This window comes from Anabaenopsis sp. FSS-46 (genome assembly GCF_029891665.1).
GTDB lineage: Bacteria > Cyanobacteriota > Cyanobacteriia > Cyanobacteriales > Nostocaceae > Anabaenopsis > Anabaenopsis arnoldii.
Map to the genome: position 1 here is coordinate 23,809 of NZ_JANQDG010000037.1, position 17,189 is coordinate 40,997.

The 17,189-nt window shown below is 42.5% G+C and carries 10 protein-coding genes (1 of these 10 running past the window's edge); 3 read left to right on the top strand and 7 right to left on the bottom strand.

Annotated elements, in window-relative coordinates:
- Positions 1-5,510, top strand: the 3' portion of a protein-coding gene (locus NWP21_RS03525; RefSeq protein WP_280791629.1) for a lectin-like protein. 23,542 nt of this gene lie to the left of the window's left edge; only the last 5,510 of its 29,052 coding nucleotides appear in the window; its start codon lies beyond the left edge, outside the window; its stop codon occupies positions 5,508-5,510.
- 86 nt (positions 5,511-5,596) lie between these two features.
- Here NWP21_RS03525 and NWP21_RS03530 read toward each other — a convergent pair whose 3' ends face one another.
- The 4 genes from NWP21_RS03530 to NWP21_RS03545 all read right to left on the bottom strand — a co-directional run bounded on the left by NWP21_RS03530 (position 5,597) and on the right by NWP21_RS03545 (position 11,836).
- Positions 5,597-7,087 (bottom strand): S8 family peptidase, encoded by a 1,491-nt coding sequence (locus tag NWP21_RS03530; protein WP_280791630.1) that lies wholly within the window; start codon positions 7,085-7,087, stop codon positions 5,597-5,599.
- A 432-nt stretch (positions 7,088-7,519) separates the two neighbouring features.
- Positions 7,520-10,174 carry a peptidase domain-containing ABC transporter gene (locus NWP21_RS03535; protein ID WP_280791631.1) on the bottom strand — a complete coding sequence of 885 codons (2,655 nt, stop codon included), beginning with the start codon at positions 10,172-10,174 and terminating at the stop codon, positions 7,520-7,522.
- Positions 10,123-10,881: a peptidylprolyl isomerase gene (locus NWP21_RS03540; protein ID WP_280791632.1), complete on the bottom strand. Its 759-nt coding sequence runs from the start codon at positions 10,879-10,881 to the stop codon at positions 10,123-10,125. The genes NWP21_RS03535 and NWP21_RS03540 overlap by 52 nt, the downstream gene beginning before the upstream one ends.
- A 175-nt stretch (positions 10,882-11,056) precedes the next feature.
- A complete protein-coding gene (locus tag NWP21_RS03545; protein ID WP_280791633.1) occupies positions 11,057-11,836 on the bottom strand; it encodes a TIGR00297 family protein in 780 nt (259 codons plus the stop codon).
- A gap of 322 nt (positions 11,837-12,158) precedes the next feature.
- On the opposite strand from NWP21_RS03545, the gene NWP21_RS03550 reads away from it, so the two are divergent.
- Positions 12,159-12,590, top strand: a complete 432-nt coding sequence (locus tag NWP21_RS03550; RefSeq protein WP_280791634.1) for a VOC family protein — start codon at positions 12,159-12,161, stop codon at positions 12,588-12,590.
- On the opposite strand, the gene NWP21_RS03555 is transcribed toward NWP21_RS03550, so the two are convergent.
- A complete protein-coding gene (locus NWP21_RS03555; protein ID WP_280791635.1) occupies positions 12,520-13,188 on the bottom strand; it encodes a triacylglycerol lipase in 669 nt (222 codons plus the stop codon). The two genes, NWP21_RS03550 and NWP21_RS03555, sit on opposite strands and share 71 nt — an antisense overlap.
- Positions 13,189-13,430: 242 nt before the next feature.
- On the opposite strand from NWP21_RS03555, the gene NWP21_RS03560 reads away from it, so the two are divergent.
- A complete protein-coding gene (locus tag NWP21_RS03560; RefSeq protein WP_280791636.1) occupies positions 13,431-13,865 on the top strand; it encodes a hypothetical protein in 435 nt (144 codons plus the stop codon).
- 46 nt (positions 13,866-13,911) lie between these two features.
- Here NWP21_RS03560 and NWP21_RS03565 read toward each other — a convergent pair whose 3' ends face one another.
- Positions 13,912-14,616, bottom strand: a complete 705-nt coding sequence (locus NWP21_RS03565; protein WP_280791637.1) for a 16S rRNA (uracil(1498)-N(3))-methyltransferase — start codon at positions 14,614-14,616, stop codon at positions 13,912-13,914.
- Positions 14,617-14,709: 93 nt separating this feature from the next.
- Positions 14,710-16,626: a sulfite reductase, ferredoxin dependent gene (gene sir, locus NWP21_RS03570; RefSeq protein WP_280791638.1), complete on the bottom strand. Its 1,917-nt coding sequence runs from the start codon at positions 16,624-16,626 to the stop codon at positions 14,710-14,712.
- Positions 16,627-17,189: the final 563 nt, after the last annotated feature.

Sequence of the window (17,189 nt, forward strand, 5' to 3'; positions counted from 1 at the left end):
CTACCGATGGCAATATTAGTATTAACGCCCTGGGTGATATTAACTTAGAACATATCGAAGCCTTAACAGAGGGCAATAATATCACCATTATCAGTGACAAAGCAGTCACCGTTAAGAAGGTACAAGCTGATAATGACTTAAGGATTAAGACATCCGGGGAATTAATCCTAGAATTAGCCGCTGGTAACGACTTAGCCGCTGGTGGTGAAATTACCCTCAACAGTGGTGGTATCAGCACTAATAACAGCACCCCCCTGACTATGGAAAGCTTAAACCTCATCGTGGGTGGTGCGGTGAATCTGAAGACAGCAGTCAGCAACCTGAGTATAGAAACCGGTGCTGGTGATGTCACTATTGATAATATCTCTGGGGACTTGATAGTTACTACTGCTCAGATTGGGGATGGTAACTTTAACCTGACCACATCGGGAACCCTGACAGCAGAACTGGTGACATTGGTTAATAATGCTGTAGCGCGCAGCTTTAACTTGACCTCTGGTGGTAACATGACCATTGGGGAAATTAACCTAGGTCATTACGGTGATTATGATGCTGATGGTAATTTGGTCAGCTACACCCAAGTTAACCTGACAGCCAATGGTGATATACTCGCCGTCAATTCCGATGATGACGAACCAGAATTAATTGCTCTCAAAGCCAACCTCACCGCTACTGGTACGGGTAGTGATATAGGATTATTAGAAGTTGACTTAGGAGAAATCACTGCCACCGCTGATGGTAATATTAAAATCAAGGGTATTAGTAAACGTGCATTGAATATGCCTGTGATGACTTCTACCACAGGTAATATTGAGGTTGTCAATCAGGGTAGTTTGGTGACATCCGCTCAATTAACTGTTCCCAACACGGGAACCATTGATTTAAGAAGTGTCACAGGTGATGTAGTAATTAATGTCCTCAATGAGGATACTATTCTCAAAGCTGACACCTTAATTCTGGATGCTAACCAAGCCTTAGATATAGACTCAAAAATCACCCTAGATGCCAATGATATTACCCTGGGTAGAGGTAAGTCCGGTGTTGTGCAAGGTGGAATAATACTACCAAAGACCACGACAGGTGAAATTGCGTTAGCGGTGGGTTCTGATAACATTGTTATCTCTCCCGAATCCTTTAAGAACTTGACGCGAGCAGGTACTGAAAAAGTTATCAACCTGATAGCTAGAGGTAATCTACAAACTACAGGACAGTACGCAGGTTACTATAGATATAGGGATACGACAAGTAAACAGGACTATTACCTAGATAAGGCTCTAGATGAAGCTCAGATAGGCGACATCAAGGTTTATGATGCTGCTCTGCAACTCTTGACGGATACTACAGCTAAAGCCGGGTTAAATCTAGTACCTATTTTAAATACGGTTTCCTACCATGAAAGGGAAAGTCAAACAGGTAGATATGTCTACTATAATGACGCGAATAATAATGGTGTCTTAGACTCGGCTGAACGTATTTACTACAAAGATAATCCCAATAGCACTACAGTTTACAGTCGTCAAGATAGCTCTGGTAAATATGGTTATATAGTCTTAGAGGATACAGGTTCTGGTATTCCTGAGAATAAAACCATATATGTTAATGAGGCTGACCGGACTGAAGTTGCCGAGAACCACCATTACAAACGTGTAGAATTGTACATGACTGAGGTTAGTGACACCAGTGCTTTAAACCTCCAGGCTAAAATGCGGTCAGAGTTAGCAGGGGGAATTAAATTAGCTGAAGCTGCGGGTGAGTTACAAACTAATCGCACTGCTTTTGAAGCGGTTGCAGATAAATTGATTCTCAAATCTCAAAGGGACTTGGGTAATATCAATTTAATGGAAATGCTGAATCAAGCAAGTAATGTGGAAATTAGTGTTGGTGGTGACCTAGAATTGGGTGCAGTACCCACTACAACTAATTTAACAGTCAGTTCCATGGGTTACTTTAATGAGCATGGTACTTTGGTGGGTGGTAGTGTGAGAACTACTAATGGTGCTGCGCTGACTTCTGAAAATATCACCCTAAACGCGTTGAAGGATATTGATGTAACAGTTAATAGTCAAAATGCGACTTTAAATGCAGGGGTTGCTAATCGTGGTACTATTAGGGTCAATGCGACGGGTTCTAATTTGAATGGTGTCACTGCTACTGGTACAGATATTACTATCACGGCTGACACCATGGATGTTAATCATGTGCAAGGTGATAAGGTATCCTTGATAGGGAATACCCTCAATAATGTCAGTGCTACTGGTACAGATATTACTATCACTGCGACTGAGACCATCAATATTAATCATGTGCAAGGTGATAAGGTATCATTGATAGGGAATATCCTCAATAATGTCACTGCTACTGGTACAGATATTACTATCACGGCTGACACCATGGATGTTAATCATGTGCAAGGTGATAAGGTATCATTGATAGGGAATATCCTCAATAATGTCGCTGCTACTGGTACAGATATTACTATCACTGCTAATGGGACTATCACCACTTCAAATACAGGGATTACAGCCAATTCTCTATCTGTAAATGGTACTGGAAATATTGGCAGTGAAGGTAATGTAGTGCAAACTGCGGTGAGTCAACTGAATGTAAGTAATGGTGGTAATGCTTATATTCGTAATCAAGGCGAGATGACGGCGAGTAACATTAACCTTAGTGGGTCACTCAACCTGGAAAATGTCGGGGCTTTAACTATGGGTGCTGTGAATACCACTGGTAGTGTTAATATCAGAGCTCGTAGTCCTGTTATCCAAGCAGAGGATATCATCTCCACTGGAGATATCAGTATAGTCGCCACGGAATCTGCTGGAAATGAGGATTACATAATCATCCGTGATGGTGTCACTCTCAGCACTACTGGAAATATTACCTTGCAAGCTGGTGACGATGTTACCCTGGAGAATAATTCCACTTTGAACGCTTCGGGCAATATTGTTATAGAAGCAGATTTAGGTACTGCTGATGTGGGTACTGGGGCTACTGTGAGTTTGAATGGTAGTATTACAGGCAGTAGTTTAACTATTACCACCGGGGATGATGCCGATACCATTAATCTGAATCAAGCAGCTCAAGTTACCACGATCAATACCGATGGTGGTGATGATGTGATTAATTTTGGTAATAGCAGTAATACTCTCAATGATTTCACTGCTGCTGTAACTGTGAATGGTGGTGATGGCACAAATACCTTAAATATCAACAATCAAGGGGATGATGAAGGACGAACTGTAAATATTACCCCAACGGACATTACTGGGTTAGGGTCTGAAATTAACTATAGTGGTCTGGCAAATATTAACCTGAATCTGGGTAATGATGATGACGAGGTTTTAGCAGTTGCAACGGTGACGACAACTAATGTCTTCGTCCATGGTGGTGGAGGTAAGAATACATTTGCGCAAGATTTCTCAGCTAGAACCGATGATTTAAATCTCACTATTAACCTGCAAAACTCGGCACTGGCTGCAAACCTGAGTTATGCTAATGTGCAAGGAATGAAGCTGATATTGGGTTCTGGTAACGATACGGTGAATCTGACTAATCTTCCTGTGAGTGCGGGTGCTAATAATTCTCCAGAGTCAGTGATTATTGATGGTGGTGATGGTACAAATACCTTAAATGTCGAAAATCAGGGGGATACTGTTGGACGGACTGTAAATATTGCTCAAACAGAAATTACTGGTTTAACGGTAGCCATAGAGTATGACAAACTGGAAAATATTAACCTGATACTGGGTTCTGGTAATGACATCATCTCAGCAGATGAAACTGTGACAGCTTCTGTCTTCTTTGATGGTGGACAAGGTACGGATAGCTATGTTCAAGACTTCTCACAGCGTACCGATGACTTGGAGCTAGATGTTGATCTTAATGGTGTACCTGGTGGGAATGGCTTCAGTAATGTAGAAAGAATCAACTTTATGTTGGGTTCTGGTAATGATACCTTGACGCTGATTAATCCTAGAGTCATTCCTAATTCTCAGGTTTCAATTGTGGGGAATGGGGGGAGCGATCGCCTAAACTTTGACTTCTCCTCTAATACATCTGGATTGAGAGCATCGCTAACAGTCCATAATCATTTCATCAATGGTTTAGGTCTAGATTCTGGTTTGCAATACAGCATGATGGAGAGATTAGCTATCATACTGGGTTCTGGGGCAGATAATATTAATCTCACTGACAAGTTTGGCGGTATCTTAGAATTGGATGCTGGTGATGGTGATAATACAATCGGGGTAGGAGATGGTGACCATACCATATCAGTAGGGGATGGTAATAACCAGATAACTACAGGTAATGGCAATCAGACTATTGCTACTGGTAATGGCAATAACACCATTACCACAGGTCATGGTGGGGTGATTACCATTAATGCTGGTACTGGTGATGACCGGATTACCACAGGACGTGGTACCACGATTACCATTAACGCTGGTGAGGGTGAGAACATCATCAAAACTGGTGATGGCAATCAAAACATTACCACTGGTGCTGGTAATAATAGTATCACTACGGGAAATGGTAATCAAAACATTACCACTGGTGCTGGTAACGACAATATCAACACAGGTAATGGTGACACTATTACCATTAACTCTAATGGTGGCAATAACACCATTAGCACAGGTCATGGTGAGGTGATTACTATTGGTGCTGGTGCGGGTGATGACCAAATTACCACAGGACGTGGTACCACGATTACCATTAACGCTGGTGAGGGTAATAACAGCATCAGAACTGGTGATGGCAATCAAAACATTACCACTGGTGCTGGTAGTGATACTATCACTACGGGAATTGGGAACATGATTAGGATTAATGCTAATGATGGCAATAACACCATTACCACAGGTCATGGTGGGGTGATTACTATTGATGCGGGTACTGGTGATGACCGGATTACCACAGGACGTGGTACCACGATTACCATTAATGCTAATGGGGGTAATAACATCATCAGAACTGGTGATGGTAATCAAAACATTAGCACCCTTGCTGGTGATGACAGCATCACTACGGGAAATGGTAACAGTATTAGCATTAACTCTACAGGTGGCAATAACACTATTACCACAGGAAATGGTGGGACTATTATTATTGATGCTGGGGATGGTAATGGCAATAACACCATTAGCACTGGTCATGGTGGAGCTATCACTATTGATGCGGGTGCGGGTGATGACCGGATAACCACAGGACGTGGTACCACTATTATCATTCGTGCTGATGATGGCAATAACACCATCAGAACTGGTGATGGTAATCAGAACATTACCACTGGTACTGGTAATGACAGTATCACTATAGGAAATGGCAATAGTGTGATTACAGCTGGTGACGGTGATAACATCATTGTCACAGGAAATGGCAATCAAACTATTACCACTGGTGATGGTGATGACCGCATTACTACAAAGAATGGCAATGATACTATTAATGCTGGTGAGGGTAATAACACCATCAGGACTGGCAGGGGTAATAAGATAATAATTTAGTGATAACCTGATGAAGGATATAATTTTTGTGGGGTGGGTATCTTACCTGCCTCTGTGTCCCTGACCGAAATGTGCTGTAATTGCTGTTATCGGCGAATAATGGGTAGAAGTCTGCGGAAAATATCTATACCTCGCCGTAATTGATTGAAAACTTTGCGTATTTTGGTAAAATCTACCCTATTTTGATCAATATCATCGGCATTGAAGATATGATCATTCATGCCGCTAAGTCCTGCGATCGCACTATAGTAATACCGTAATTCCGCTAGTTTCCCTGGATTCATAGGACTGATAAAGGAAGAAATGGCAGGGGGGTTAGAAGTAGGTGCATTTTCACTGATAAAATCTGTTACTTTTATTTCCAGACTTAAAGCAGTAGCTAATATAATATTGCCGCCATCCCTGCCATAGTCTGGTGAAACTACAGGGGTGATGTTCCACCTGTTAGCATCTGGTATTGGTGTACTATTTCCAGCGGTTTCTATAATGATTTCCCGGATTTCGCCATTAGTTAAGTTAGGATTAGCACTGAGCATTAAGGCAACTACACCAGCAACGTGAGGAGCGGCCATGGATGTACCACTATATGTACCATACTCATTACCAGGGAGGGAGGAATAAATACCCACTCCTGGAGCCGTTACATAGGGAAAAGAATTCAGCCCAGCCCTGTTAGAGAAGTTAGCCATCTGACTGTTCCTGTCAACTGCTCCCACAGCCAATCCCCATTTGTTGGCATAGCGAGCAGGATAGCCAGGAAATGGGTAACTATTATTACCCGCTGCCATGACAACCACAACACCTTGACTACTGGCATATTGAATAGCAGTTTCCAATGTGCTGTTAGGGAAATTACTACCGAGACTGAGATTAATTATATCAGCACCATTATTCACAGCATAGTAAATACCATCGGCAACGGTATTACTGCTGCCTGATCCCTGTTCATTGAGAACTTTAATCGGCATGATTTTGGCATCATAGGCAATACCAGTTACCCCAAAGCCATTATTTGCTCCAGCAATGGTTCCAGCCACATGAGTACCATGACCATTAACATCAATGGTACTGTTGGTATTGTCAACAAAATTCCAACCCTGGGCATCATCAATATAGCCATTATTATCGTCATCGATGCCATTACCGGGAATTTCATTGGGATTAGTCCAAATCTTATCCTTCAAATCTGGGTGATTATAGTCAACGCCGGTATCTAACACAGCAACAACTACACCATTACCTGTGTAGCCCTGCGCCCAGGCCGCCGGTGCTCTGACTAAATCTGCTCCCCAATTATTACCACCCACAGGAGGAACATCAGCAAAAGTATTTTCACCAGCAGCTCTTGCTACTGCTGCTCCGGCGTTAATCAAGCCATAGCCAGAATTAAAATTATAGTTAGCGGTCTGGGCGGAAGTTGTATTAATATTATCAGGATTATCGGGTGAATTAAAACTACTCCGACCACTGAGGCTCAAGCTATAATCGTGGATTTGAAAAGTGTCTACGGAGGAGAGAGGGGTGGAATTTAGCCCGTGATCAGGAAACAAAGTCTGACTAATATCGTCAATGGGCATATATATTTTCTCCTCAATGAAACAGAATATTTTTTGACAGCACTTGTTAAAACCTGTTTCCCAGGTTTTAAAAGGTGAGTTTACCTCCCTTAATCACAATTAATATGAAATCAAATTGCAAAATGACTCTTTTTTGACCAAAAAGTATAATTAAAAGTATAGTTTTTCCCGTCGTTTAGAGGATGTTTGTCAAGTCATGATTAGTGTATCGAATATTATTTGACCCCACCCTAACCCTCCCCTTGTAAGGGGAGGGAACTGGATTTCAGCAATTAAAGAGGCTAAAGATGTGATGAAAATTACAGATGAAAACTTATCAAACAACCTCTGAGTTAGGTAAAAAAGGGCGGGCTTTCCTGCCCACCCCACAAGATTTATGATCGTCATGGCGAGGGGTTCCCTGTGACCGCATCACCCAAGACACAAATAAGATCAAATATTTGCTTGCTGACGTTGGTATAGTGACCAGTACAAACCCTTTTGTTGTAGCAAATCTAAATGAGTACCTCGTTCTGCAATTACGCCTTTTTCCAAGACTAAAATCAAATCGGCACGTTTTAGGGGTGCGAAACGGTGAGCAATAAGGAATACAGTGCGGTTACTAGAAACTTTTTGTAAATTTTGCAAAACTTGCTGTTCAGTTTCACTGTCTAAAGCGCTGGTAGCTTCATCTAAAACTAAAATTGGTGCTGAGGATAGAAAGAGTCTGGCTAGGGCTATGCGTTGTCTTTGTCCCCCAGATAAAGCCGTCCCTCTTTCTCCCACGTTGGTTTCATAGCCGTAAGGTAATTGACTAATAAAATCATGGGCGACAGCTAACCTTGCAGCTTCTACTACTTCCTCGGCGGTAATATCGGGGTTACCAAGAGTAATATTTTCTAAGATGGAGCCATTAAATAAAAAATCTTCTTGGAGAACTACGCTAATTTGTTGGCGTAGTGAGGCTAAATCAGCACTCTTAACATCAAATCCATCAATTAAAATCCGTCCCGATTCAATTTGATACAGGCGTTGTAACAGCTTAGAAAGGGTACTTTTACCCGAACCACTGCGGCCGACAATTCCCACAAATTGCCCTGGTTCTACGTTGAAGGAGATACCTTTAAGGACAGGTTCAATGTGTGGTTGGTAACGGAAAAATATTTGCTCGAAGCTAACTTGACCTTTGATGGGTGGTAAAACTAAGCCTGTTCCTGATTCTGCTTCTGGGGCAATGTTGAGAATATCACCAATGCGGTCTACAGAGAGTAGCACTTGTTGGAGATTTTGCCATAGTTGCACTAGACGTAATAGTGGCCCGGTGACTCTTCCTGAGAGCATTTGAAAGGCGACAAGTTGCCCAATAGTGAGATTTTGCTCAATGACTAGTTTGGCACCAAACCAGAGAATGAGTAAAGATGAAAAATTGGTGAGAAAGTTACCGATATTACTGCTAATATTAGAGGTGGTAGAGGCTTTAAATCCTGTACGCACAAACCTTGCAAATAATCCTTCCCAGCGATCGCGTGCTGCTGGTTCCGCTGCATGGGCTTTGACGGAGTGGATCCCTGTGACTGTCTCGACTAAAAATGATTGACTGTCCGCATTGCGATTAAAAGTTTCATTGAGCCAATTGCGCAGAATTGGTGTAGAGATAATTGTCAAAGCTGCAAATAAAGGCAATACCGCCAAGGCTACAAAGGTCAGCTGGATATTGTAATAAAACATCAAAACTAGGTAAACTACAGCAAAGAAACTGTCTAAAATCACAGTTAATGCTGTACCTGTGAGAAATTGGCGGATTTGTTCTAGTTCCTGAACCCTAGCTATGGTATCTCCCACGCGCCGTGACTCAAAATAAGCTAAAGGCAAACGCATGAGATGGCGAAATAGTTGAGCCGATAGGCTTAAATCTAAACGGCGGGCGGTATGAGTAAAGATAAATAGCCGCAGAATACCCAGTATAGATTCAAAGGTCGCAATTAACAACAGTGCGATCGCCATCACATCAAGAGTGGGCAAACTTTGCTGCACCATTACTTTGTCAATGACAACTTGGGTAATCAGTGGAGTTCCCAACCCTAGCAGCTGCAAAGTAAAAGATGCCACTAATACTTCCGCGAGGAGTTTCCGGTACTTCCAAACTGCTGGGGTAAACCAACCCAAATTAAATTTTTCTTGACTAGATATCAGTTCAACTTGCCAGAGTCTACCATCCCATGCAGCCTCAACCACCGACTGGGGTAAACTTTCACAAGCATAATCCTGATTGAGGGGATTAGCAATAATCAGGTTAGATCCTTTCATCCCATAAGTTACCACCCAAGAAGCTGGCCGGGATGAATCCAGTTGCCATTGTAGCATAGCTGGAAATGATAACTGCCGCAAGTCAGCCCAGGTAACTTGTAACCTTCGCACCATTAACCCCAACTTCTCAGCCCCCTCCACCACATTCTTGGGGCGCTGTCCCCTGAGTTGGCGTTGCACCCATTCTAATTTCACCGGATGTTCTAAGTATTGCGCCACCATTGTTAAGCAAGCAGCAGCGGTGTTCCCACTATTTACAAAGGGATAAGCAGAGGTGACAACCGTTGGGGATGGGTTGAGTTCCGGTGTCAGGTCTGGTACTTCTAAGTTGCTCTGGTGAATATCAGCTGTGTCCTTCCCACCAGTTCGCCAAAAATCTTCAATTTCAGGACTAGAAAACTCTATCCACAGTTCCGTACTCCAACATACTACCACTACTTCTTTGCTAGCAGCTACAGCTTTGCAGTCTACAGACATCTGATACAAACTACCAAACCAATCACCAGCTTGTAGAGAGGCTAAAGGCTTACCTTCTTCTTGTTCTCGTAAGCGGACTTTACCAGTCAAAATCAAAAACTGATCACTACCTGCTGCGGTTGACCAGATTTTTTCTCCCAAACGATATTGACGGATTTGGGCTTGATTTTGCAGTTGGGATTGTTGTTCAGAACTCAACCAGCGCAGGGGTGGTTGATACCAAGGTATAGAAGCTAGGGCGTTGACTTTTAAACGTTGATTATCCAGAGATTTTAGCTCATTTGTAGTTTGACCGTCAGCTTTTGAATTTTCTCCACTAGCCATTTCTCAAATAGTTCATTTTGTAGTGATTGTTGAAGTTGGATATCTTCTAAAGACGCCGGCAAAAATTCTTCCACTCGAAATAAGCCGTAACGTCCTTCGATTTCTATAGGTCCGACAACTTGTCCAGGAGTAGCTATATCAAAAACTGCTCTTAATTGATCCGGTATTGTTCCTCGGCTTACTGGTCCCATCATTCCGTTAACCATGCGGTCTTCTGCGAGGGAATATTCTTTCGCTAGTTGCTCAAAACTACCTCCTTCTGCAATTTGGCTTTGTAGTTCTTCAGCTATTTCTAGATCCTCGACAATAATTCGGGAAACTATCACCCGGTCTAGAAAAATTTTGCGCTCGATAAAATATTCGGAAATTTTCGCTTCTGTAATTAAAACTTTCAGCTTTTCTAATTTAAAGTTCAGGGCTATTGATTCGTAAAAGGTAGCGTAGTCTGTGGCATTGTCCTTTAGCCATTCCTGAAATACTTTAGGGTCATTGAGTTGATTCTTGAGGCGGAAATCAATAATGGTCTGTTCAGTGGAAGCGGGACTAATGTGTATATCATCTCGCGATTGTATTTCTTGTTCAATAACATATTGGCGGAGAATATCGCCAATAAAATGGGCTAATTTTCCAGAGGCTTGCAGATATTTTACCGCCTGATTTATAAAAATTGGCCGGTCATTAACTATCAAAAACGGTGAAGATTCCATGAAATAATCCCATAAAGAACAGATGAAGAAAGTAAATGAGCCAAAATATAAACTAAATCTATCTATCTCAGCCACCTGAAAACCGATGATTATAAAATAATGGTAAAATTAACGCATAATAGAATCAACTATGCGCCAATACTTGCGTGTTTTTTTAAAGAATCAGGCGAAAAAATCAGGAAATAGTAATTTTCCAAATCAAGGCGAGTGTCATAGCTGCGATCGCCCCAATTAATGTGTTAATAATATTTACTACTTCGTTGGTGAGCCAGTCATATTTAGATTGCAATGTCGCCCCAATCACACTTTCTAAATTTGTAGCGATAAATGCAGCCAATATACACCAACACACTCCTAATAAATCCACTAAACCCACAGCCCAACCTACACAGGCGATCGCAATAGAAGCCACCACACCGGCCATTGTTCCCTCTAAACTCACTGCTCCTTCTGTACCACGAGATACTGGTTGTAGTGTAGTAATCAAAAAAGTTCTCTTACCGTAGGCTTTACCAACTTCGCTAGCAGTGGTATCAGCAAGCTTAGTACTCAAACTAGCGACATAACCCAGTAATAGTAGAAACTCAAGGTTACTGACTATGAGTAATCCGGAATTGAGAATTCCTACCCCCAACGCACACACAGCAGCAGTCAGAGCCGAACCCCAAACATTTTCCGGACCTCTAGCTCCAGAACGTTTCTCAGCTATTCCTTCTGCTTCTTTTTGTGCCATGCCAATACGTGTTACACTAGAACCAACCAAAAAATAGAACATTACCACGAGATATCCTGGCCAACCAAGAGTTACCCAAATGAGTACTCCCAGTAACCAAGCGTGAAATAATCCGGCTGGGGTAAGTAGCTTTTTAGGCAAAATCGAGGCTAAAGCTAACAGCACCGTGTTTAATCCTATGGCTACTAACCAGGGATTTGCAAAGTCAATAAAAGATAACATCAGCAATCAATCATGAGTACTTTGGCCAGAATACCAACAGGATAACCAATTTTAGAACTGGGATGTTGAGTTTGTGCCACTGTTTCACGCCAAAAATGCCGACCTTCTTTTCCTATTACAGGTTAAGTACACAAAAAACAGGCAAAACTAGAAAAAACCCTCACCAACTTGTAAAGATGTGTTAATCGCTTTTCCACCCCACTCCACGCCAACATCTTCACTAAGATATAAGCTGAAATTATCTTAAACTGTATGTTTGACCACAAACCTGGTTTTGGTGCATCAGGTTCTCACCATTTCTGTGTTGATATTAATAATGGCTATGGCGCTCACCTTATTTCATCTGGCTTTCCCTGTAACTAACATCGCCCAAACCAAAGCATATTACGTGGATGGACTCGGCTGCATCCCCGGCCGTGAAAATTCCCAAGCGCTAATTCTCAACCTCTACGGACATCAACTAGTAGCTCACCTCACAAAGGAAACTCTATCACCCCAAAGAACAATCTACCCTAGACACTTCGGACTGATTTTTACTGAAGAACATGACTGGGAAGAGTTGCTAGAAAAAGCACAAAAACAGCAGCTTATTTTTCGGGAATCACCTAAACTTCGCTTTGTGGGTTCAGCCCTGGAGCATCGCACTTTCTTTTTAGAAGATCCCTTTTACAACTTGATGGAATTTAAATATTACCGCCACCCAGAGGCGATTTTTGACAGTTCTCAGTATTCCGAAATTGGTGACCGGGGTTAATGGGTTCTGCCAAGGCAGATACTACGGCTGCCAAACTCTTGGGATCTGTTAACATTGAGGGATGTAGTAGAACTTTGACTACTACTTCTTTTCCCACGGGCATTTGTGAACTATTTGCCGGAACGATCATTAAATCATAAGGTGTCCATATCGATGTAAAATTTATTTGCTCTAATATCTGAGCATCACCATTTAAATCTTGGATGAATTGACTATTAGAGCGCATTTGCAAGCAGCCTGGACGCTGGGAAGCATAGGCCATCAAAGTTCCGTTGTGAGGAGAGGAAATAGTAATTAACCTGTGTACGCGGTTAATTCCTCCTAGCCTTTGAACATAGTAACGGCTGACAATTCCTCCCATACTGAAGCCTACTAAATCAATTGGTTTGTGTGGGCCAAAGGTATTAAGAATATAATCTCTTACCTGTTGTGCCAAAATATCCAGGCCAAGGGTAGCATTATTGGGAACCAGATCCAGGGTATACACAGGCCAACCCTGCTGTCGGAGATAACTGGCCATGGTATTGAAAACTGCTCCAGTGTCTTCAATACCATGTATTAATAACACCGAGTTACGCTGTAGGTTGTTGCTATTCATAGGAATATATGGGATGTGCTTAATTGAATGCCTTAATAGTGTCAATGTCTACTAGGAATGTATGCCACTTTTACCACGGGTCTGCCAACAGGAAAATATTAATTTTAATTAAGCATCATTTCTAAATCTTGCACTTAGCTACAGTAAAATTGAATAATTAACTCTCAATGTCTACCAGTGGGAAGTGCTTCCACTAGAGAAATAAAACTATTTACAGATATATAAACACGGGGGAAATTCTCATGTTCGGTTTTATCAAAAAGTTAATCGCGGGTATTTTCGGTTTTATTACTGGGTTGTTACCTGGTAAAAAAGGCAGTGGCTACTACTTAGAGTTAGATGAATCCGCAGATGATACAGCACCACCAGCTACAGCTAAAGATCAACAAGTATCCCCATCACCTAAAGCTAATGGTACGGCTGCGGTGGTTTCAGCAGCAGTAGATGCACCCACCGCTTCAAAAACCACTAAAGTAGAGCCGACAAAAAATACCGGAGCTAATCAAGCCACACCCACCACAGTATCAGCCTCTAATGGGACAAAAACACCAGCCACTGAAACTACTTTTGCCCCAAAATATCTTGTTCCTACTGGGTCTGGCTCTAGTCGCCGCCGTCCAGGGGCAAATATGAATTCTTACCTAGATATGGCACGACAAATGAAAACTTCTAACTAACTTGGTTGAAACTCCCCTGACTGCGGTGATGGGGATTTTTTGCTAACTAGTGAAATGCTGCGGAAATTAAGGTTATTGCTACTGTTGGCGCTGTAACTGCTCGCAAGATGCGGCGGCCAAGAGATACTGGTTGAAAGCCACAGGCGATCGCTTGGCTGATTTCCGCTTCAGTCCATCCCCCTTCTGGGCCTGTGGCAATAGTAATTGTAGATGTGTCCGATTCAATCAGGTTATTTAAATGGGGATAATCACCACGTCCCTCACAAATATAACGGTGACTTCCCAGATTAGCGCTAATACTGGTAGTAAAAGGTACGGGTTCCAAGATGGTGGGGATAAAACAGCGTTCTGACTGTTCCGCCGCTTCTGTAGCAATGCGTCGCCAACGTTCCAGTTTTTGCGGGCTGGGATTAAGTAAGGTGCGATCGCTCAATACCGGAGCAATACAACTTACACCTAATTCTGTACAATACCTGACGATTTCATCAAATCCATTCCCCTTGGGCAAGGCTACCATGAGGGTAACGGTTACAGGTAATTCATTTTCTGCGCTTAATTGTTCTAATATCTGGGCTTGTTCTCCTTCTAATTGAGCTAACCACCATTTTCCTCGACCATCCATGGCAATAAAGCGATCGCCCCCACGTAAGCGTAACACCCTGCCTAAATAATGCTGTTGCTCCTTACCCAGGGTAATCACATTTGCTTGAATTTGAGAGAGAGCGATCGCCATTCTTTGTAGTTGAGCCATGCTAATTTAATTACCTACAGTCATAAAGCATAAAAAAACCTACTCTGTAGTTAATATCACGGAGAGAAGGTTCAAAATATTTATTGAATTGATTTACACCAGAGTCTCAAAGTAAGCTTCTAAGGCTTCATTCACCAACTCAGTCATTGGCCTGTCTTGACTATTGGCTGCTGCTTTCAGCTTAGTATATACCTCATCGCGGATACTAACTCGATGGCGGGATTTACTGCTACTAGTAGCTTCAGGTTTGTAAGTATCCGCAAACTCACGTAGAGCAGCAAAACCTAGACGATGGCAAAAATCGCCAAAGCTTTCGCCGTATTCCCGAAAATTCTTAAAGTAAACGAAAATCGGCTCTAAAAAGCTTTCTATATCATTATGATGTAGCTTGTCTACATAAGGCTGCGCTAATCTTGTCTGATTTGGCGAACCTCCCAGCCACACTTGGTAAGATTCAGGAGCGCTCCCCACAAAACCTAATTCTGCCATGTAGGGACGAGCGCAGCCGTTGGGGCAGCCTGTCATCCTTACCACAAAATGCTCCTTTTGTAAACCTAGGTTATCCAATAAGTTGCGAATCCGTTCTAAAATGCCTGGTATTGCCCGTTCAGATTCCGTAATAGCCAAACCGCAGGTAGGCAAAGCCGGACAAGCCATAGCATAACGTACTAGGGGTTCAATAGTGTTGGGATCATCAACGATGCCGCAACGGTGTAGAAGCTCCTGAATGGCTGACTTATTTTCTGGCTCAATATCGTAAAAAATGATGTTGTGGTGGGGTGTCAAACGCATGGGTAAGTTAAATTGCTCCACAACTTGCCGCAAAGCAGTTTTGAGTTGAAAAGAACCCTCATCTTTAACTCGACCATTCTCTACGGAAATGCCTAAAAATAGCTTGCCATCACCTTGTTCATTCCAACCGAGGAAATCGTAATATTTAAACTCCGGTAAAGGTTTGAAAGGAGCGACTGATTTACCGAAATACTCCTCAACTTGGGTACGGAAGTTATCTACACCCCACTCATGAATTAAGTACTTTAATCGCGCATGACGGCGCTCCGTGCGATCGCCATAATCCCTTTGAGTCGCAACAATCGCCTTAACTAAATCGTAAACATCATTTTTTTCCACATAGCAGATTTCATCTGCTACCCTGGCAAAGGTTTCTTCCTTATTGTGTGTCCTCCCAAAACCCCCACCAGCAAACACATTAAAACCTTCCAGTTCTCCCTGGTCATTAGTGATTACCACTAAGGTCAGGTCTTGGGAATATAAATCTACCGAATTATCACCAGGTACAGTCACCCCAACTTTGAATTTGCGGGGCATATAGTGAGTGCCATAGATCGGCTCTTCGCTACCATGAATAATAGTACCGTTGCCATTGCGTTGTCGTGCGGCTTTAACTTCTTCGGTTTCTTCCCCACTAATGATTTTTTCGCCATCTAACCAAATTTCGTAGTATGCCCCCGTTTGAGGTGTCAACAAATCAGCGATATTATTGGCGTATTCCCAGGCATACTGGTACTCAGCGCGATTCTTGAAGGGTGCGGGTGGAGCCATGACATTACGGTTAAGGTCGCCGCAAGCCCCCAGAGTCGAACCCATATTTTTTACTATACTAGCGATCGCAGCCTTGAGATTCTTTTTTAAAATCCCATGTAACTGAAAGCCTTGACGTGTAGTTACTCGTAATGTGTGGTTCCCGTATTCATCAGATAAATTATCTAAAGCCAGATACAACTGCGGTGGTATAAACCCACCGGGATTTCTAGTCCGCAGCATAAACTGATAATCTTTCTCCTGTCCCTTGACCCGGTTATCGCGGTTATCCTGCTGATAGGAGCCATGGAACTTGAGCAGCTGTACTGCTTCTTCGGTAAAATGAGTTGTATCTTCAAGGATTTGTGTAGCTACGGGTTCGCGTAAAAAATTACTTCTTTCCTTGATACCTTCTACTTTGGAAGGCTGATCACGCTTGGCAATTGGGGCAGGAGCAGATTTAACCATCAGAGTTGTTCTATTATTCTCAATAAGGCATCGGTGGACGCCGAAGCATTTTTTCGGCTGATTGATGACCGGTAATCCGGTCGGCAATAGGAGGAATAATATAATTTTAACATGGCAGGGGCCTTTCAAGGTCTCTATCAAAATGGCGATCGCGGTTCACTTATTTAATCTTCTGCGTACTAAAAACTAATATTCCCTTGAAAATATTGTCAACAAACACCTTTGCGAACCTTTGCGCCTACTTAGCGACCTTTGCGTTTAAAAACCGTACAGGCGATCGCCCCTAGAGACACCCTCAGATCCCCGACTTCTAGCTAAATTATCCTAGACTATCTCTAATTATGAGAGAAGTCCGGGAGCTAAACTTACCCAAAGTGGAATAACCTATAACATGGTAACTACTCACACCACCTAGGGTATACCCACCAAAAATGACAGCAGCAACCCCCCAAAGCCTAAATAAATTCGTCAACTTTTGTCAGCAACACATCAAAGGACAAGAAAAACAAGAAGCGCAAACATTCTTAGACCGATTTTTTAGAGCCTTTGGACACCAAGGAGCA